The sequence below is a fragment of the Lactobacillus rizhaonensis genome (assembly GCF_036246345.1).
In the GTDB taxonomy this organism is placed as follows: Bacteria; Bacillota; Bacilli; order Lactobacillales; family Lactobacillaceae; genus Lactobacillus; species Lactobacillus rizhaonensis.
Genome location: NZ_BTTV01000004.1, coordinates 181468 through 202179, shown reverse-complemented (window position 1 = coordinate 202179; position 20712 = coordinate 181468). Strand labels below are relative to the sequence as shown.

Here is a 20712-nt window from a genome sequence, read left to right as displayed (position 1 = left end):
TAATATAAGCTTAGTATATGGCTGAGCTTAGTAAAAGTCAAACCTGGTCTATTTAACCAAAAAAAGCGCTCTACATTTTGTAATATAGAACGCTTTGATTATTTAGAAATTAGCTAGTCTTTTTTGCGACCAAACCAGGCTGCACCTAAGGCAGTAGCCAAAGCTAAACTGCCTAGAGCCAGCATTGCCAAACTATTATGCTTGTCGTTACCAGTTTGCGGCAAGGTATTGCTTGCACTATTTTGTGTATTTGGGCTCGAACCATTGTTCTTTAAACTGTTTTCCAGTTGCTGATTATGAATTGCATTTTGGTCCTTGATATTAAACCCTTTATTAATAGTCTTGTGAGGTCTAACAGTCTTGGGTCTGCGGTTCACAGGTGATGGAATGTTATTCGGTTCATTGTTAGGCAAATTGTTGCCGTTATTTTGGCCATTACTTGCGGAACTGGAATTGTTGTTAGAATTGCCAGTGTTGCTGCCTTGACTATTGGAACCTTGACTATTAGAAGATGAAGGATTATTGACTGAACCGTTATTTCCAGAAGAACTGTTAGGATTGTTGTTGCCAGGAGTACTGCCAGGAGGAGTAATTGGTGTCACTGAGTTCTTGGTATAAATAAGATTAACAGACTGAGGCTTAGCAGTTAGAGTAACATCTGGTACATTAGTACTTTTGATGATGTTGCCATTATTAATCTGATAGGAATCAGGAGTATAGCCATTGATGGATTTGAAAGGAATATGCACAGGGTCGCCAACTACACTCTGAGTAGCATCTTTAGGGAAATTTTCAGGGTTGGAGCCTGGGATTTCAACCAGTTCACCGTTATCAGCTCTATACTTGTAGTAAACGGTCACTTGCTCAGCTTTATTTTGTTCAGGTGGTGTCACTGAACTCTTAGTATAAACCAAGGTAATATCTTGCGGGCCAGAAGTAAATGCTTTTACATCAGGGTTTCGATTTTCTTTGAAAATGTAACCATTAATTTCCTTGCTGGTGTCAACATTTATCGGGTCTGAAATATTGCCAAAGAGTTCTTCATCAGGAACTATCTGCTTGCCTTGTTCATCTTGGCGATGAACAGTTACGGTGCCACCAAGGTTAGTAAAACGAACATAAGTATCATGGCTTGTGTTTCCATGGTAGTTAGCTACCAACTCGTCTGAAGTCCATTTATTTGTCCCTTTAGCTGGAGAATCCTGATCTATACCCATGTTTACCCAGGTGCCTGGTTGCTTGAGTGAATTATTTGGCTGATTATCCGGTGTAGTAAACTCAAAGTCTTTGCCTAAAGTTAGCTTAGTTAAGCTGGAACAAGAACTGAACATGTCGGCAGTAGCTGCAACTTTAAAACTGGATAGGTCTACACTAGTTAAAGCTGTGTCGCCACTAAACATTGAAGAATATGAAGTAGCTTTGGCAGTATCAAAAGTTGAAAGATCCAGCGTAGTTAATTTAGGGCAGTTCGAAAACATTTCTTCCATATTTGTTACTTGTGATGTATCTAAATTACTTAAGCCTTTTATAGTAGCTAAATTCTTCAGGTTCTTAAATACTCCGTTGGCACTGCCTATAATTGCAATAGGGGCATTAAGATCAATTTCTTTAATCTCATCAACATTTACGCCCTTAATATTTTGGCTAATGCTAATATCTCGAGTGTCAAGTGCGTAGCTCTTTTCTTTGTTTCCTGAGTTGTCAATTTTATAATTTTTACCTTTTTCACCTAGTGATAAGACGCCGTTATTAAAGGTGTAAGGAACACCCTCCCAAGTGTTGTCACTAGTGTTATCAGTTTTACTCTTAGAGTAGATCAAAGTAATATCTTGTGGATCAGAGGTAAATGCTTTTACATCAGAATTCTTGTTTTCTTTGAAGGTGTAACCAGCAAATTCTTTGCTGGTATCAACAGTTACTGGATCGGAAATATTGCCGAAAAGTTCTTCATCAGGAATTTGTTTACCATCTTGGTCAACTAGCTGCTTGCCATCTTCATCTTGGCGATGAACAGTAACGATGCCACCAGTATATCTAACATAAGTATCATGGTCTCTATCACCTTGGTAATTGGTCATTAAATCAGCTGAAGACCATTGATTAGTGCCCTTGGCCAGAGAACCATTTCCTTCCCCCATGTTTACCCAGGTACCTGGCTGTTGAAGTGAATTGTTTTTAGTATCTTTATAATTTGTAAATTTAAAATCCTTTCCTAAATTCAACTTAGTTAAGTTTGAACAAGAATCAAACATACTAAACGTTAAGGCATCGTCTGTAACTGTAAAGCTTGAAAGGTCTACACTAGTTAGAGCTGAGTCTCCACTAAACATTGAAGAATATGAAGTGGCTTTGGCAGTTTCAAAAGTTGAAAGATCCAACGTAGTTAATTTAGGGCAGTCAGCAAACATATAGCTGAAATTTGTTATCTGAGGAGTCTTTAGGTTATTTAATCCCTTAATAGATACTAAATTGCTTAATTTAGAAAAGAGACGCTGAGCAGAACCCGAGATTGCAATAGGTGCATTAAGATCAATTTCTTTAATCTCATCAACATTTACGCCCTTAATATTTTGGCTAATGCTAATATTTTTATTAGTTAAATTGTCGATAGGATAGTTTTTGCCTTTTTCACCTAGAGATAGAACACCATTATTAAAGGTGTAAGGAACTCCTTCCCAAGTATTGTCACTAGTATTATCAGTTTTACTCTTAGAATAGACTAGAGTGATAGTTTGTGGGTCAGAAATAAAAGCTGTGATAGTAGGATTCTGATTTTCCTTGAAGGTGTAACCGGCAAATTCTTTGCTGGTGTCAACAGTTACCGAGTCTGAAATGTTGCCGAAAAGTTTTTCATCAGGAACTTCCTTACCATCTTGATCAACTAGCTGCTTGCCTTCTTCGTCTTGGCGATGAACAGTAACGATGCCTCCAGTATATCTAACGTAAGTGTCGTGGTCTCTATCACCTTGGTAATTGGTCATTAAATCAGCTGAAGACCATTGATTAGTGCCCTTGGCCAGAGAACCATTTCCTTCCCCCATGTTTACCCAAATTCCTGGCTGCTGAAGTGAATTGTTGGGTCTACCATTGCTCGTAGTGAATTTGAAACCTTTACCTAAAATTAACTTGGACAAATTGGAAGTATAATTCTTGCTCAATGCAAACATTCCCATCGTTGTAGCATCATCTGCAACAGTAAAACTAGATAGATCCACACTAGTTAGGCTGGGGTCTGCGGCAAACATTGTATTAAAATTGGTTACATTAGTAGTATTAAAACTGGATAGATCTAAAGAAGTCATTTTTGCACAGCTCATAAACATTTGTTGCATATTCGTTACTTTAGAAGTATCTAGTTTATCTAAACCATTTATTGATGTAAGGTTCAAGAGGTGGTAGAAAAGTATTTCGGCTGATCCAATGATGGCAATGGGAGCATTAATATCGATCTCTGTAATGTCATTTCCAGAAACATTGTCGATGTTCATGTCAATGCTAATATCATTATTGTCTGAATTATTTATTGTATAGCTTTTGCCTTTTTCACCAATTGATAGTACGCCATTATGAAACGTGACAGGTATATTTTCCCAAGTACTTGAGATGGTAGTATTGTTGTCACGAATTGCGTTAGCAGGATCAAATTGTGTAGAGTCCGCTTCTTGCTTATCAGTTTTTGTATTGTCTGTAGTGCTTGGATCGCTGGTATTGCCTGTAGCTGCATTTTGATTACTACCACTTGCAGTGCTAATGCTATCTTCATTGCCAGCAGATTGGCTGCTGCTGTCTTGGTCAGTGTGGTCATCTTCAGTAGCTGTTTCGCCTTCCGTTTCTGAAGCAGTTTCACTTTGATAGTTTAATTTAGTCTTGACCGCTCTTCTCGCAGTCTTCTTGGTGGCACGAGTGCCATTTTGATTAGCTGCTTTCACCGTTTGTGGCTTGGCATTAATTAAGCCTAAAGCAGCAGCGGCCACGCCACCGAGCAATATTTTTTCTCCTTGCTTGTTAGCATTCTTATGTGTATTCATATAATTCCTCTTCTAAACTGCATATTAATATAAGTTTAGTATATGGCTGATATATATATATGTCAAATGATCATTGATAGACAAAAAATACTCATTAGTATTTTACTAATGAGTATTTTTAGAGACTTATATAAATATTGTACTTAAATTAAACTTAATTCATACCGTCATTACGATACGTACCATAATCAGTACTACCATTATAAGTAGCCATTAGCTCATCTGATGTCCACATATTACCACTGTTACTTGTCCATGTTCCTGGTGTGTCAAGACCAGTGTTAGCCATAACAGCATTCTTTCCAAGTACAAGAGTTTTTAAATTAGGTAAATTTGCAAACATATTAAAATTAAAATTAGCGTGTGTCATATCAAAACTGCTAATGTTTAAATTCTGTAAATTAGTACATCTATAGAACATAAAATAGAATTGAGTTACTTTAGAAGTGTTAAAGTTACTTAGATCTAATTTATTCAAAGAAGAACAATAAGCAAACATCTGTCCCATTGAAGTTACTTTAGAAGTATCAAATTTGTCTAATCCCTTTATTGAGGTCAGTTTTGGACAGTCACTGAACATAGCATTCATATTCGTTACTTTAGAAGTATTAAATTTGCTTAAATCAAGTTGGGTTAAATTAATGTCACCATTGAACATACCTGACATGTCAACAACATTTGAAGTATCAAAATTAGAAAAGTCCAGATTTGTTATTTTCTTACAGCCCTCAAACATATGCGCAACATTAGTTACGGCATATGTTTTATTTGGCTGAAATAACTTGTTTAAGTCTATATTCTCTAAAGCAGTACAATTAATAAACATAGAGTTCATATCAGTAGCGTGCGTTAGGTCAACATTTTCAAAACCGTTAATGGTCGTTAAATTATTATAAAATCTAAACCATTCAGCAGCAGAACCATTGATAACTAATTTTTTAGTAAAGTTGATAGTTTTAACTTCTAGTGTGTCATAGGTATACGATGGGTCATTCCAGTCAATGCGTAAAAGTTGTAAAGTATTTGGCACATTTGGCACATGCATGGTGTTATTAATGGTGCCACCACCAATTGTGAGTGTATGGGTAACAGTATCATATTCTACAGGTATTCCATCCCAAGTACCTGTTTCGATAGTATCACTCTTAGTAGCTTTGGCAGAATCGAATTTGGCACTATCATTTTTAACCGCAGGTGTATTATTTTTAGCCTGATAATTTAATTCAGCTTCTTTTGTATTAGCACTATTGGTTGAAGGATAGTCACCATTCACGGTAGCAGCTTGAACTGGCTTTGTGGTTACACAAATCATGCCTAAAACTGCAGCTGCTATGCCACTAAATAGCAACTTTTTACTTTGCTTAATAATCTTGTGTTTATTCATTTTTTCTCATTCTTTCTATAATAACATACACAATTCAATTTTAGTATATGACTATATATCAGCAAAATCAAGACTAAATAAATATATATTTATTGTTATTTATAATAAAAACTCACCAGTATTTTGCTGATGAGTCTTCTAATTTATTTAATTTTCTTACGACTAAACCAGGCTGCACCTAATGCACCAACTAAAGTTAAGCTTCCTAATGCTAGCATAACTAGACTAGAATACTTATTAGTACCTGTTTGTGGTAAAGTGGCGTTTTTTTGACTTTCAGCAACGCTAGAACTGCCATGCTTTTGTGGTAAATTATTGTTTGTTATTTGCTTAATAGGCTTTTTCTTCTTGGGCTGTTGAGGCAAGTTAGTAGGGATATTAGGTTCATTAATATTTGGTGTATTGTTTGTACTTGTCTTAGTATAAATATAAGTTACATCTTGCGGGAAAGTGCTAAAGAACCCTGTAGCATTATCTGGTCTCGTCTTTAATGTATAGCCGGAAATATTTTTAGCCTCAGTAGTATAGCCATCGCCAACATAGCCGCTCAGTATCTCATCGGGAGCAATAGTATTACCAAATTCGTCTTTATAGTGAACAGTTACATCTGCTGCTTTAACTTTATCAGTGTCTGGGTTACCAGTGTCTGGGTTATTGGTACTTGGATTATTAGTGCCTGGGGTACTAGGACTTGCGTTTTTAGTATAAATAAAGTCGACAATTTGCTCTTTATCGGAGTAGCCAACTGTTGCTTTATCGGTTCCAGTCTGTTTAACATTATCAATGTTAATTTGCTTAATGGTGTAACCAGGTATTGATTTTGGAATAATATCTTTTTGATCACCATAAAGTACACCGGGAACCTCTTCCGTCATCGGCTTGTTGTCTTTATCAAGAAAGGGCTTGGTATTACCTTTATCATCCACAAAGTATAAATAATTAACCTTAATAGATTTACCTGTTGCCCTGTCATAAACGAAGTAAACATCTTGTTCGTGATCAGTAAATGTGACTGTGACTTTGTCAGTACTAGATTGTTTATCATTATTGACAAAAATGGAATTGATAGTATAACCATATATATTTTTAGTATTAATAGGTTCGCTGGTTTTACCATTATCACCGGCAACCACATAGTCATAAGATTTTCCGTCTTTATCTAAAATTGATTGTCGTTTTCCGTCTTTATCAAGGTATACGTAATGAATTTTTACAGGGTAGCCATCATAGAACCTGATATAAGTATCATGATCCGTGTCACCATTATAATTATTCATTAAATCGGTGGAAGACCATTTTTTACTCATTTGCGGATTTTCTTCAGTACCGTTACCGACATTAACCCATGTCCCTGGAGTATCAAGGCCAACATTAGTATTAGTATCATTTCTGTAAAATTTGCAATTCTTACCCAGTACTAATTTTCTCAGAGCAGGTAAATTATTCAGAGGATTCTTAATCCCATTAGTTTTTATAGCTTTTGACATATCAAAGCTAGCAATATTCAACGTTGTTAAATTAGTACATCCGCTAAACATATAATCCATATATTGCAGGCTATTAGTATTAAATTTGGATAAGTCTACTTTTTGATTTGCTGGATCTCCAGAGTTTTCAGAATTTGGATAACTTACAGAAACTAAGTTTGAGCAGCCATAAAACATACCTGTCATATCGGTAACCTGAGAAGTATCAATTTTATCTGGTAAAATTAAGCTTTTAAGTTTAGAACAACCCCTAAACATCTCTTTCATGGTAATAGTATCATTCTTATTAATATTTAAACCGATATTTAAGCCACTTAAATCTAAGTTAATTAAATCTTTAGAGTTTTCAAAACAGTTTTCAAACATGTAGGACATATCAGTTACTTTGGAAGCGTCTAATTTATTTATTCCCTCAACTGACCTTAGGCTTGAACAATTGGCAAACATGCCATACATGCTATATACATTAGATGTATTCAGGTTTTCTAACCCAGTAACGGTGGTTAAATTTGGTAAAGTGTCGAACATACTTTGGACTGTGCCGTTAATGGTCAAAGGCCCTTCAAAATGTACTTCTTTAACTTGATTTCTATCTACAATAAGAGGTTCAGCAAGAAGATCACGACTCTTTTTTGCTTTTAAGATACTAGTAGAACGATCGTTAACAGTATTAATAGTTTGATTGTTACCTTTAACAGTAAATATTCCGAGTCCAGGTTGATAAGTTACATCGACACCAAGCCAAACACCGGTTAATATGGTAGGATTTTCGTTATCTCTTTTGACAGCTTTTCCGAGTTTTTCAGTTTTTGTATTGTCTGTGGTGCTTGGATCGCTGGTATTGCCTGTGATTGCATCTTGACTACTGTCACTTGCTGGATTGCTATTAGCACCAGTTTGTTCCTGTCCACTTTCAGGTTTGCTGCTTGCTGTTCCTACATTAGCCTCACTGTCAGCAGTTTGACTGCTGCTGGTTTGGTTAGTAGAGTCGTCAGTAGCTGTTTCACCTTCAGTTTCTGAAGCAGTTTCACTTTGATAATTTAATTTAGTCTTAACCGCTCTTCTCGCAGTCTTCTTGGTGGCACGAGTGCCATTTTGATTAGCTGCTTTCACCGTCTGGGGCTTGGCATTAATTAAGCCTAAAGCAGCTGCGGCTACGCCGCCGAGCAATATTTTTTCCCTTTGTTTATTAATGTTCATATGTGTATTCATATAATTCCTCTTCTAAACTGCATGTTAATATAAGTTTAGTATATGGCTGAGCCTATTAAAAGTCAAATTCATTGTGATACTTAGCACATTGATCACAAAAAAATAATGTTCTAATTCATTTATAAATTAGAACACTACTTTTTCATATTAAATTATATTGATCATCAAAAATAATTAAATTAATCATATACGATGAATGGGATAATGAACCATCCGCCTTCACCGTGAGAGCCTTTATAATTAATTGTCATGTAATGAGTAGCCTGAGGATCTGGACTAATTCCAGTGATATCCCAAGTAACTGATTTGCCATCATCTGAAACTACACCAGCATTTTTCTTCCAATTGCTGAGGTAATATTTAACATAATGATCGTGTTGGACATCATCTGTATCGGCCACCCGAATCTTCATTGGTTTACCGTCAATACCAATTAAATTATTATAACGGAATGTATAGAATGGTGTGCTTGATGAAAGGTAGTATCCATTTGAGCTAACGTCTTGATAATAAGCCTGTGTTAGGTTTAAGTTTAAATTAGTATCTGAACCTAATGGGGAGAAGTCAGTAATACCATTATAAGAAATAGAAACTCGTGTTAACGAAGGTTTATTTGCTAATGCAGATATATCAGAAATAGAGCATTGTTGGAAGTTGACATAATCTAAGTTCTTTAGTCCCTTTATTGCACTAATATCGGATAGAGTGCTGTGCAATAATGCATATGCAGGCCCAAAGTGATCAATACTATAGTTAATATTTGGTGCTAAATCGATTGATTCTAGATTAGTAGCGTACTCTAGACCAGTTAGTGATTTAATGCTGATTGCGGCTGCATAATAATTGGCATCATTTTCTGCAAGCTCACTGGTAACGCTTAAGTTCGTTAATTTAGCCAAATCATCTTTGGTAATTTTATCTACGCTATTTGGATTACCATATAAATTATAGGCAACTACTTGTTGCAAATTCTTATCAGGCATCCAAGCGTCAATAGAATCATCAGATTTGGTGGTTACCTTATTTTTAACACCGGTAGTTTTTGCTGAAGCTGGTAAAGTAGGCCACAAAGATTTCGATGGAAATGTTTTAGCAGTTTTTGTATTCAAGCTTTGTGCAGCCAGTGTGCTTCCAGATACGCTGTCAGCTTTAACTGCATGTGGGCCACCAACAACTAGTGCTAGTGCAGCAGCAGTAATTCCACTAAATAACAATTTTTTACTTTGTTTACTTAGTTTTATATGTTTATTCATATTTTTTACCTCTCAAATTTTAACAAATAACAGTTTGCACTATTATTGTATATCTATAATATAATGTTTGCAATATATAGCGACTATATCTTATCTAAAATGTATATAAAAAGCACCCAGTAAATATACTTATTAGGTGCTTTTTTATTTTGTTCTTTTTCTTTTATAGTGCATCAGTACTAGGCCTAACACATTGAATAATACTATCAAAATTATTGTTGTTAGTACTAAATGCGAAAGCTTATTAATTTTGGAGCTGGGTTGCTGTTCACTTGTCTTATTGTCATTTGATGGGTGTATCTTGCCACTAAATCGCTGATCTTTACTGTGCTTATAGTTAGCGATAATATCAGCCTTAACTAGGCTTTTGCTTTCTGCTATGCTTTTAGTATAGACATAGATTAGCTTTTGCGACTGTTGCTTAAGAGTAATTACGGTTGTATCTAAATTATTTATAATATGTGAACCGTTAAAATCTTTAAATTTAATAGTGTAACCTGGTAGTTTTAATGCAGGAACAGATTGTTGATCATTAATAAAGCCACTTATAATTTTATTCGGAGAGATCTTATTGCCGTCTGTGTCTTCAAAGCAAACAATCACATTAGATACTTTTTCTTTGCTTTTTTTATCATAATAGAAAGTAATATCTTGTGGCTGACTATTGAGCAGAATAGCTATGCTTCCCAAATGATAAGAGTTGCCATTGTGGTCAATTTCATAATAAATAGGAGTATAGCCAGGAACATCTTTAGGCTCAATTATTTTTTGCTTATTAAAATCACCACTAGTTATGCTTTCAGGTGCAATTGTTTTGCCATTTTCATCTTGATAATGAATGGTAATGTTTTTTGGCTTATCGCGGTTATAAAGCAAGGTAATGTCTTGTACTTGGGCGCTAATAGTGGTCGTGACAAAGTCCTGGCTGATTGGAGTCTTAGTGCCATCAACTAATTTTGCAGCAATTGAATAGCCGGTAAAGCTCGGAATAGAGATATTGCTGCTGGTATTAATATCGCCATATAGTTTCTGCTCAGAGGCAATTGTGTTACCGTCATCGTCTTTAAAATGAAAAGTAATCGGTTGACCTGTAACTATTCTAAAAGGAATAATATACCAACCAGTAATTAGCGGCTCTTGCACACGATTCATACTGTGGAATTTTACGGTCATTGCTGCCCCGTCACCGGGTTTCAAACCCAGAAGGTTCCAAGTTACAGTCTGCTCATCAGTAATTTGACCGACATGGTTACTCCAATTGCTGCAAAATTGTTTAATGAAGCAGTTGGAATTAAGATGCTTACCTGTTTCAATTTTAAATGGCATATTTGAGCCATTAAAATCAAATAGTTTGTAAGGGTCAGGTGTGTAAAAAGTACTTTCTGCAGGGATGTGAATAGATTTAACGCGAATTATTTGCTTTTTTAAGTTTACACTACCATTTTCAAGCAACCGTTTATTTGTCTTTAATGGTGAAAAATCTGCAATTGCATTGTATGAAAGGTTAAGTTGAATTAGTTGCGGTTTATTTGCTAAAGCAGAAATATCATGCACGCTGCACATCTCTAGGTTAACAGAAGTCAATTTATTCAAATGATGCAAAGCCGAAATATCCGTTAAAGTTGAATTAACAATAGTATGATGCAGCCATTTGTGATTAAATTCGCGACTAGGGGCAAGGTCTATTTTAGCTAAATTAGTTGCGTATTCTAAGCCTTCTAGTGATGTAAGCTTTAAGCGTAACCTATATTCACCTGCAGAAACATCACATTGCCGTTCGCCATGAACAACATGTTTTTCACTAGGTGCTATTAATTTAATTTCAGTTAAGTTAGCTAAGCTTTCCTTGGTAATCTGGCTAATATTTTGGCTCAAATTCGCAGCCACAATTTTTTGCAAGACCTTATCAGGCATCCAACTGGCAATTGAATTGGAATTTTCGACAGAATTTATCGCATCAATATCAAAATCAGAGGTAGCGATCGTTGATTTGGGTTCACTAGTTCTAGTCGACATTTAGTCATCATCTTCTTTACTAATAAAAATAGCGGTAAATTCATTTTTAACGTTAAGCGTGTTTGCTTTAAAAATAGCAATAGGTATATTAATGTTTTAAAAAAATCGCTTTCTAAAAACTATATATTAATATTATACGCGAGAATAGCCGCAAACAAATGTTACCCTCATAATACTATCTAAGCCTCAGTATAGCATGTATTATTGCAGATGACTATTTCAAAATAGTTATTTCTGATATCGTTATATAGTGATTTTAAAGAAATTAGCGCAAAATCCAAATGCGCACAAGTTGCCAGCCAATTGCTAAAACAAAAATAACATTAAAGGTAATGATTACCGTCTTGATGAAAGTCATATTTTGGTAAAACTTTGGCTGGGCTTCAGGTCGAACCTGCTCGGACTTTTTGTTTTTCTTATGGTCTTTTTTGGCTGTTAAAGACGCCTGGCGTCTTTTTTTACTTTGCTTTGGCTTAGCGGTTAATTCTGTAGCAATTAAGTTATGTTTCGTCGCTTTATTTTTAGCAATTAAGTCGCCTTGTACAACCGTCCGGTGCTGGCCGTAGCCATACTTAGAGGTATTAAAGTCTGAACAGGTAATCAGTGTGATCATGCTTTTATCCTGCATGTTGTTTTCAACTTCAACCTGAGTGGGCTTAATAGCAAAGGAAATTGTTTTAATTTTATACGTATATATATGATGTAAGTCAGTTATGTAAATAAGGTCGCCCGGGCGTGATAAGTGCAAATTATCTAAAACGGCAGGACCATAAGACCCCATGTAGTGTCCTGCAAGTACGTAATTATTAGCACCACCCATGACACGGTCGGGCAGGCAAGTTACCACACCGTATTCTAAATTTTGATTCTGGTCTCCATAACCGGCGAAAAGGGGATTATGAATATTGACACTGGGAATAGCAATTCTGCCAATGGCATAGGCCCTAGCTTGCTTAGCTCTGAGAACTTCGGCTGCACTAACTGACTTAGTTTTGCTGGCATCGTAATTTGTTTTGCGTTTTTTATTTCTATCTGCTTTCTTTTGTGTTAAAGTTGTATTTGCTTTTTGCGCATTTTGTTGAACGACATAGGAGTTACCGAACCCGGAACCGAAAAAGATTAGGGTTACTCCCAGGTAAAAAAGGGCTCCTAGTAGTAACACACGAATAGTAGACCATATTTGATATTTTAAAGAATGTTTTTGCTTTTTATTTGCCATTGAACTATTTCTCTTTAAACTTCTGTATTAGGTTTCAGCTATTATTTAAGTATAAATTTGCGTAAAGCACAATTATTTGTTTTGTAGGAAACACTTAAAAATAATAATCAAATAAGTATTGAAATCGCTTATGCACTACTTTATAATATCAGCTGTAAGTAGACGTGTTACTGATTTGATCAGGCATTAACCTATGAACAATACTTATTTTGGTACTGTTTGTAGGTTTTTTTATTGGAAAGGAAGTAAGTTGAATGAAATTTGTAAAGAATTTTAACAACAATGCTGCCTTGGTGTCTGATGAATCTGAAGTAGACTGGGTGGTGATTGGTAACGGGATTGGTTTCGGCAAAAAAGTCGGTGATCCCATTGATGAGGACAAGATTTCGCGCCGTTTTATAGCTGTTGGAGAAAATCTGAAAATGGTTGACAGCGTGCGGAATATTGATCAGAGGACTTTAGCACTAACTACTGCTGTGATTAATTTGGCTAGCAAACAATTGCAGATAACTTTTTCGGATTATCAGTTTATGGTATTGGCAGATCATATCGACTTTATGCTAACCCGTGCTACTGAAAATATTGAATTAGGCCAAGATACGCTTGGCTGGGAAATGCAAAAATTGTTTCCTAAAGAATACGGCACGGCTCAGGAAGCATTAAAGTTAATGCAGGAAAAAACCAAGCTTGATTTTCCTAAAAGTGAAGCAGCTTATCTGACATACCATTTTATTAACGCTGGCTCTGGTCAGACTAAGCTGCAGGATACTATCAAAATTACTAAGCTTATTCGCGGAGTAGTTGATATTATACAGTACCAGTATGGGATGCAGCTCGACACTGAATCATTTAATTTTAACAGGTTCATGACGCATTTACGTGCCTTTATGGTAAGGCATATGTGTGGCGAATGTGAGAAGGATTCGGGTGAAGAACTTGATAATTCTTTAATTGAACTTATGAAAGTCAAGTATCAAAAGGCGTATGACACTGTCCAAAAAATCGGCACGTACTTATATAAACAAGCAGGTTGGAAAATGCAGCCTGATGACCAGGTATATCTAACTCTTCATGTCTGGCGGGTAACGCACAGACAAAATGATGCACAATTACGGGAGAGTTAATTCTACTATATTTTAATAATTAATTAGTTTAAACGGTGTGTTACTGTTTACAGGCATTAACCCGAGAACTTTAAGTGAAAGTCTCACAATAAATTAGTGAGATGTTTTCTTGAAGTTCCCGGGTTTTGATATTTAGGAGGAAAAATGGCATACGAAGATTTAAGTAACGAAATTATCGCTGACGTTGGCGGTAAAGACAACGTGGTTAGTGTGGTTCACTGCACTACGCGCTTGCGTTTTAAATTAAAAGATATGAAAAAGGCTAACGATGACAAATTAAAAGCCACTGATGGCGTAATTTCTGTTGTCAAGTCTGGCGGTCAATACCAAGTAGTCATTGGTAATAACGTTGCCGATGTCTATGACACACTGGTTAAAGTGGGTGGATTTTCTGGTGGCGGCAGTATTTCTGCTACTGCCGCTGACAACAGCAATATGAGCTTGGCTGATAGATTTATTGACTTGATTTCCGGCATTTTTAATCCGCTTTTAGGTGCAATGTGTGCTGGTGGTATGATTAAAGGCTTTAATGCAATGTTTTTAGCGTTTGGCTGGCTATCAGCAACTTCTGGAACATATGTCATTTTAAACGCTATTGGCGACAGTTTATTCTATTTCTTACCTATTATTTTAGGAATTTCTTCAGCGAAAAAATTTGGCATCAACACATATTTAGGTGCCACCCTTGGAGCTGCACTTTGTTATCCTTCTATTGTGGCAATGACTGGCAGTAAAACTGCATTGTATACAGTATTTAAGGGCACATTCTTGGAAGCACCAGTTCACATGACCTTTTTGGGCATTCCGGTAATTTCAATGAATTATACTTCATCGGTTATCCCAATTATTATTGCGGTCTGGTTTGCTTCTAAGGTGCAAAAAGTCGCTCGTAAAATAGTTCCAGATGTTGTTAAAACTTTCTTAGTACCATTTATCGTTTTATTAATTACAGTTCCGGTTACTTTTCTTGTAATTGGCCCTGTTGCAACTTGGCTGGGTAATGGGGTTGCGGAAATTGTGAGTGCGATTTACAACTTTAGCCCGGTGATTGCTGGTATTTTAATGGGTGCATTTTGGCAGGTATTTGTCATCTTTGGCGTTCATTGGGGTTTCGTGGCGGTTATGATGACTAACATTGCTGCCATGGGCTTTGACCCGATTATTGGTTTATCATTTGCAGCCTCCTTTGCTCAAACTGGTGTGGTTTTAGCTATGATTTTTCAAACAAAAGATGAAAAAACTCGTAGTCTGGCTATTCCCGCATTTGTATCAGGGATCTTCGGTGTTACTGAACCAGCTATTTATGGCTTGACATTACCACGCAAGAAGCCGTTCATTCTTAGCTGTATTGCTTCTGCCGTTGGTGGCGGATTAATTGGACTCTTTGGCACAAAAACTTACATAATGGCCGGAATGGGTATCTTCGCAATTCCATGTGCTATGGGTAAAAATGGCATTGACATGGGTGTATATGGCTTGATGATTGGTATGGCTGCGGCAATCATTTTAGGCTTTATATTGCAAATGCTTTTGGGTAAGAAAAGTGTAGATGAGAATTTAGCTGAACAAACTGCAGGTTCTGCTGCAACAAATAGCTCTGCAGATTCAGCAGCTGTTAAGCCGGAAGCTTCATCTAATAAGGAAGAAAAATTAGTAGCTCCGTTAACTGGCCAGGTTGTACCATTAAGCCAGGTTAAAGATGAAGTTTTTTCTAGCGGCTCAATGGGTAAAGGCATTGCGATTAAACCTAAAGATGGTCAAGTTTGCTCACCTCTTGATGGTGAAGTAGTGATGGTTTTCCCTACAGGACACGCTATTGGTCTTAAATCCAATAGTGGTGCAGAGGTAATGATTCACATCGGTATGGATACAGTTGAACTTGATGGTAAAGGCTTTACTACTTTAGTTAAAAAGGATCAGAAAGTTAAAAAGGGTGAACCTTTAATTAACTTTGATCTGGAAGCCGTCAAAAAAGCCGGTTTTGAAACTGCAACACCAGTAGTTGTTACTAATTCTAATAATTATCATGAAGTTAATGCAGTTGCAAATGGTACAATAACCATTGGGGATGCATTACTAGATTTAAAATAACGAAAGGAGAAAATGATGACTACAAATAATTTTCCTAAAGGATTTTTATGGGGCGGTGCTACTGCTGCTAACCAATTAGAAGGTGCCTACCAAGAAGGAGGCAAAGGCTTATCCTTGCCAGACGTTTTACCAGGCGGTAAAGACCGTATGAAAATAATTAATGATCCAGGTTTTGATTTTAAAATGGATTCTAAATATTTTTATCCCAATCATGTAGGTATTGATCATTATCATCACTATAAGGAAGATATTGCGCTTTTTGGTGAAATGGGCTTTAAGTGCTATCGCTTTTCAATTGCCTGGTCACGTATTTTCCCTAATGGTGACGAGGAAAAACCTAATGAAGAGGGCTTAAAATTTTACGATTCACTAATTGATGAGTGCTTGAAGTATAATATCGAACCTGTAATTACTATTTCTCACTATGAATTGCCTCTTCATTTAATAAATGAATATGGCGGCTGGAAAAATAAGAAACTGATAACATTTTATGAACGTTTTGCCCGCACAGTTCTAACCAGATATCATGATAAAGTTAAGTACTGGATGACTTTTAACGAAATCAATAGTGCTGCTCACTTCCCGATCATGAGTCAAGGAATGACAGCTAGTGATAGTCTGGAAGACAGAAGAAATATCTTTCAGGCTTGGCATAACCAATTCGTTGGTAGTTCTAAAGCTGTTAAGATTGGTCACGAACTTGATCCTGATCTTAAAATCGGCTGCATGATTTTGTATGCTACTACTTATAGTTATGACTCTAACCCTAAGAACCAATTGGCTACCTTGCAAGACAACCAGGCTAATAACTTTTTCTGCGCTGATGTTCAAGTAAGGGGTCACTATCCTGCTTATACAAAGAGCTTATTGGCTCGACAAGGTGTTAAATTAGCAGACCTTGATTACACTGATGAAGAACTGGCATTGTTAGCTCAATATCCAGTTGACTATATTGGCTTTAGTTACTACATGTCTTCTGTAGTTGACGTTACTCATGAAAATCAAGAAACAACAAATGGTAACTTGATGGGCGGCGTTAAGAACCCATTCTTAAAGAGCAGTGACTGGGGCTGGCAGATTGACCCTACTGGTCTTAGAATTGCCTTAAATCAACTGTCAGATCGCTATCAAAAACCTGTATTCATTGTTGAAAATGGTTTAGGTGCGGTAGACAAGCCGGATGAAAACCATTATGTTGCAGATGATTACCGGATTGATTATTTGCGTGAACATATTGAAGCTATTTCTCAGGCAATCGACGATGGCGTTGACGTCATGGGTTATACTCCTTGGGGTTGCATCGACCTAGTTAGTGCCTCAACTGGTGAAATGTCCAAGCGCTATGGCTTTATCTATGTTGATGAAGATGATGAAGGTCACGGAACCTTTAAGCGCTACAAGAAGAAGTCATTTGACTGGTACAAGAAGGTTATTTCTACCAATGGTGCTGATCTAGCCTAGTTGTAATAAATTACTACTAACCTCGAAATTAAATCATCTTAATTTCGGGGTTTTTATATACTATCCTTTAACACGAATAATATCTAGGTATAATAAAAAGGTGACAAAAGTCGCCTTTTTGATTATTTAGAATTTAGTTGGATATTCCATTTCATTAAACTGATAGCAGGCATATTTTTGTGTTAACTTCTCGGTACTTAATCTACTTGGATAATTGTAACTTTTAACATATTGCGTTAATCATAGACTCAACAAAAAATCCTGCTTTTGTGGACAATGCAGTTGTGCATTATCTACTTAAGCAGGATCATCCATTAACACTACTTTTTCATATTCCAACAGAAAATTCAGCAGGTTGTATCTTTCTTGGCCCTAACGCCAACTATAATGATGCCCATTTACCATTATGAAAATGATTAAATAAACTTTTGTTTTCTTTCAGTAGCCCAATTATCTGTTGTCTATCATAAACAGCTACTCCATGATTATTTAGTATGGCAACAATTTCTACTAAATCTTTTGCTTGAATATTTCCTAATTCTAATTGAATTGCTTCATTATTCACAGTCAAGTTTAGCTTAAAAAAGTCTGGATTAAAATCAATTGGACTAATTCTAATTTTTTTACGATATGTAATTTCAGCCTTAGCTATATTTTCAAATAAGTATGATTTTGTATAAATTTTTTTGATATGTAATAACTGCAAAAGTTTCATTGCATCATTTGAACTATAACTTACTACAGTAATTCCATTTTTATTGATCTGCCAATATCCACTAAAACATGTTGGTAAAGTAATAAAAATTTCCACCAAAATTATGAGTCCCAGTACCCACCAAGGTTGATAGCCAAATCCAGTCATAAATAATGACACTAAAATGACTAAAACTAGTCCTAGGATTACATGCAGAATGTTTACTTTATGTCCAACAGTTACACTTTTATCTGAGTTAGTAAATCCTGAATTATTCGAAGGATAAAGTTGTTGTTCTGCAATCATTTCTTCGTTTGACTTCATGATATTCACACTTTCACAATTTAGCAGTAACTATTTTATTTGTATTTAATTATACTACGTCTTGGTTTTTTAGAAAGCGTTTTTCTTTGTAGTAACGAACGATTTTTGCTGTTTAGTAGGACTTAGAATATAAAAGTTCATTATTCAAATTGTAATAAAAAGCTAGTTACCAGTGAATGCTGGAACCGGCTTCTTTTTATACTAAATTGCCACCTGTCTTTTCTTGCACAGTTTTTTGCAATTGCTTACTATATTCAGTCATGCCGATTAAGGAAAATTCTTCTATTTGCATTGCGCAATTATCTAGATGAACCTGTTTGGGATCAAAATGATAGTTAATAATGTTCTCTAAAAATAATAGAGTCATCTTATTAAAGCAGGTTAGCGGCTGAGTGTGAATTTCATGGGATTTTTCCACCAACTGCTTTGCTTCCTGGTACTTGCTTTTTTCCAGACACATATTAATCATATTGATTAATATTCCCAACACTATAAATTGTATATCGTCATCATCACTATCTTTAAATTGCTGAAAAATTTTGTTAGTAATGATCATGTCACTGGCAAAATCATAAAAAAACATGCAGTTCAGGAAAATTTTGATAGTTTTCCAGTCGAAATTCTCTTCATTAAAGAATTTATTTTTAAGTTGCTGAATTTCTGCAGCACTCAATTTTTCTCTATTACCATCTATAATAGCTAAGATTGAGTTCACACTTAGCATTAAATCATTTTTACTGGTAAGTTCGCTACCCGCAATGGCCTGTTTAATTTCTTTTAGTCGCTTAGTATCAAAATTATAATAAGCGTCCGTCATTTGGGCAACAATCCTCTTTTTGAGATTATCTTCACTTTCAGCCTGGTAATCAAGTTGTTTAAAAAAACCCGCAATGTTAACGTGATTTTGCCGTAATAATTCAATTAGGTCTGCCGCTGAAATGCGCGTCTGATCTTTTTCTACTTTAGAGTAAAAAGAGGGGCTGATAACATCGCCAATCCATGCGCGTTGAGTTTTGCCAGCTTCTAAACGGTATTGTCTAAGTAATGCACCGATAGTCATAGTTTAACCTCATTATTTTTTTTGTTTCATATATGACACTTTTATATTCACAATTTTAGCTTAAGTACAATTAAAAATAAAGAAAGCTAAAAAGGAGAAAAAAATTATGACTATCTTTTTTAAAAATAAAGAATATCGCAAGTTTTCAATTGCCAGTATTTTATCCAGTGCGGGGGATATTTTATTCTATTTAGCGCTGATGACTTATGCCAGTCGGCTCAAAAATTATTCGCTGGCCTTGTCATTAATTGCTATTTCTGAGTCAGTTCCCCGGCTGTTCTCCAGTGTTGGTGGCTATCTAGCTGATAGGACGCAGAACAAATTTCAAAAAATAGTCTGGATGGCCATGATCAGAGGAGCTCTTTATTTACTGGTTGGTTTTCTTTTTAGCCAGAATATTGCGGGTTGGAATCTGGTAATTATGGTGATTATTATCAACTTTATTTCTGATACGGCCGGAACTTATTCTGGCGGACTTACTACACCACTAATTATTAGCCTGGTTAAAAAGGATGAGATTGCTGAAGCCGAAGGCTTTACTAGCGGTGTTTCGCAAGTAATCACTTTGATTAGTCAGTTTGTTGGATCAGGACTTTTGTTATTCATGTCATATTCTGCGCTGGCTGTAATTAACGGTCTGACTTTCGTTGTGGCAGGGTTGATCTATTGCAATATTGCCAGGAGTAAACGAAAAAAAGGCATTTCAATTGTCACACAAGAAGTCGATGATCGTGGCTTTTGGTCCACCTTGGCCTTAGCATTAAAGCAAGTTAAAAAGGCTAGTGGCTTAATTACTACCTTACTGGTAATCGCCATTTTAAACGGAGTTCTCAGCACGATAGAGCCTCTGATTTCTATTGTAATTGCGGGCAATCGTCAGGTAATGGTCATTGGAACCTATAGTTTTACAATTGCATTAATCGGCGCTATGGCAGGAATAGGCGCTGCCTTAGGCAGCATTTTTGGTACTAATCTATTTAAAAATGTTAGCCTTTATATGATCATTATGTTTGCTTATATTGCTGGAGCAAGTGTCATAATTGCTATTTTAAGTAAACAAATTTGGTTCTGTTTAATAACTTACTGTATCTTAGGCTTTTTTGCGGGAACTGCTACACCAAAATTAACCCAGTGGATGGTAGGTGCAGTTGATCATAAAATTTTGGCGTCTTCTGTTGGTCTGATCAATACGATTTTATTGATTGCCAGTCCCTTAATGACAACTGCTTTTACTACCTTATCGGCTGCGACAAATGTGCAATATTCTCTTTTAGGATTATTGATAGTCAGTGTTCTGCTTTTTGTTATTACTGGTGTAGTAATGAAAAAATCAGCCAAAAAAGAGGATTAATGGTTTTT

At 35.9% G+C, this 20712-nt stretch carries 12 protein-coding genes; 4 read left to right on the top strand and 8 right to left on the bottom strand.

The features are described 5' to 3' along the window. Nucleotides 1–113 precede the first annotated feature (113 nt). From AAA915_RS06785 to AAA915_RS06760, 6 genes are all read right to left on the bottom strand, one after another. Nucleotides 114–4028, bottom strand: a complete 3915-nt coding sequence (locus AAA915_RS06785) for a BspA family leucine-rich repeat surface protein (RefSeq protein WP_338200572.1) — start codon at nt 4026–4028, stop codon at nt 114–116. Nucleotides 4029–4182: 154 nt separating this feature from the next. After that, a complete protein-coding gene (locus AAA915_RS06780) occupies nt 4183–5412 on the bottom strand; it encodes a BspA family leucine-rich repeat surface protein (RefSeq protein ID WP_338200570.1) in 1230 nt (409 codons plus the stop codon). 143 nt (nt 5413–5555) lie between these two features. Next, on the bottom strand, nt 5556–8111 hold the full coding sequence (locus AAA915_RS06775) for a BspA family leucine-rich repeat surface protein (RefSeq protein ID WP_338200568.1): 2556 nt from the start codon (nt 8109–8111) through the stop codon (nt 5556–5558). 179 nt (nt 8112–8290) lie between these two features. Next, entirely contained in the window at nt 8291–9364 is a 1074-nt protein-coding gene (locus AAA915_RS06770) for a leucine-rich repeat domain-containing protein (protein ID WP_338200566.1), read from the bottom strand. A gap of 144 nt (nt 9365–9508) precedes the next feature. Continuing rightward, nucleotides 9509–11380, bottom strand: a complete 1872-nt coding sequence (locus AAA915_RS06765; protein ID WP_338200565.1) for a MucBP domain-containing protein — start codon at nt 11378–11380, stop codon at nt 9509–9511. A gap of 265 nt (nt 11381–11645) precedes the next feature. Continuing rightward, nucleotides 11646–12599, bottom strand: a complete 954-nt coding sequence (locus tag AAA915_RS06760; RefSeq protein WP_338200563.1) for a class A sortase — start codon at nt 12597–12599, stop codon at nt 11646–11648. Between the two features lie 254 nt (nt 12600–12853). Between AAA915_RS06760 and AAA915_RS06755 the strand changes: the two genes are divergently transcribed. The 3 genes from AAA915_RS06755 (at nt 12854) to AAA915_RS06745 (ending at nt 17275) form a co-directional block, all read left to right on the top strand. After that, nucleotides 12854–13723, top strand: coding sequence for a PRD domain-containing protein (locus AAA915_RS06755; RefSeq protein ID WP_338200561.1), 870 nt, complete (start codon nt 12854–12856; stop codon nt 13721–13723). A 144-nt stretch (nt 13724–13867) separates the two neighbouring features. Further along, on the top strand, nt 13868–15814 hold the full coding sequence (locus AAA915_RS06750; RefSeq protein WP_338200559.1) for a beta-glucoside-specific PTS transporter subunit IIABC: 1947 nt from the start codon (nt 13868–13870) through the stop codon (nt 15812–15814). Nucleotides 15815–15826: 12 nt separating this feature from the next. Further along, entirely contained in the window at nt 15827–17275 is a 1449-nt protein-coding gene (locus AAA915_RS06745; RefSeq protein WP_338200557.1) for a glycoside hydrolase family 1 protein, read from the top strand. Nucleotides 17276–17657: 382 nt separating this feature from the next. Here AAA915_RS06745 and AAA915_RS06740 read toward each other — a convergent pair whose 3' ends face one another. Both AAA915_RS06740 and AAA915_RS06735 read right to left on the bottom strand, forming a co-directional pair. Next, nucleotides 17658–18293 carry a hypothetical protein gene (locus AAA915_RS06740; RefSeq protein ID WP_338200555.1) on the bottom strand — a complete coding sequence of 212 codons (636 nt, stop codon included), beginning with the start codon at nt 18291–18293 and terminating at the stop codon, nt 17658–17660. 196 nt (nt 18294–18489) lie between these two features. Beyond that, on the bottom strand, nt 18490–19353 hold the full coding sequence (locus tag AAA915_RS06735) for a helix-turn-helix domain-containing protein (protein WP_338200553.1): 864 nt from the start codon (nt 19351–19353) through the stop codon (nt 18490–18492). A gap of 106 nt (nt 19354–19459) precedes the next feature. Between AAA915_RS06735 and AAA915_RS06730 the strand changes: the two genes are divergently transcribed. Continuing rightward, a complete protein-coding gene (locus AAA915_RS06730) occupies nt 19460–20704 on the top strand; it encodes an MFS transporter (RefSeq protein WP_338200551.1) in 1245 nt (414 codons plus the stop codon). The last annotated feature ends 8 nt before the right edge of the window (nt 20705–20712 follow it).

Bases quoted from the DNA above. Each gene is read 5' to 3' on its own strand.
- AAA915_RS06785 (WP_338200572.1), bottom strand. From the start codon at position 4,028: ATGAATACACATAAGAATGCTAACAAGCAAGGAGAAAAAATATTGCTC.
- AAA915_RS06735 (WP_338200553.1), bottom strand. From the start codon at position 19,353: ATGACTATCGGTGCATTACTTAGACAATACCGTTTAGAAGCTGGCAAA.
- AAA915_RS06770 (WP_338200566.1), bottom strand. From the start codon at position 9,364: ATGAATAAACATATAAAACTAAGTAAACAAAGTAAAAAATTGTTATTT.
- AAA915_RS06765 (WP_338200565.1), bottom strand. From the start codon at position 11,380: ATGTCGACTAGAACTAGTGAACCCAAATCAACGATCGCTACCTCTGAT.
- AAA915_RS06775 (WP_338200568.1), bottom strand. From the start codon at position 8,111: ATGAATACACATATGAACATTAATAAACAAAGGGAAAAAATATTGCTC.
- AAA915_RS06730 (WP_338200551.1), top strand. From the start codon at position 19,460: ATGACTATCTTTTTTAAAAATAAAGAATATCGCAAGTTTTCAATTGCC.
- AAA915_RS06755 (WP_338200561.1), top strand. From the start codon at position 12,854: ATGAAATTTGTAAAGAATTTTAACAACAATGCTGCCTTGGTGTCTGAT.
- AAA915_RS06745 (WP_338200557.1), top strand. From the start codon at position 15,827: ATGATGACTACAAATAATTTTCCTAAAGGATTTTTATGGGGCGGTGCT.
- AAA915_RS06780 (WP_338200570.1), bottom strand. From the start codon at position 5,412: ATGAATAAACACAAGATTATTAAGCAAAGTAAAAAGTTGCTATTTAGT.
- AAA915_RS06750 (WP_338200559.1), top strand. From the start codon at position 13,868: ATGGCATACGAAGATTTAAGTAACGAAATTATCGCTGACGTTGGCGGT.
- AAA915_RS06740 (WP_338200555.1), bottom strand. From the start codon at position 18,293: ATGAAGTCAAACGAAGAAATGATTGCAGAACAACAACTTTATCCTTCG.
- AAA915_RS06760 (WP_338200563.1), bottom strand. From the start codon at position 12,599: ATGGCAAATAAAAAGCAAAAACATTCTTTAAAATATCAAATATGGTCT.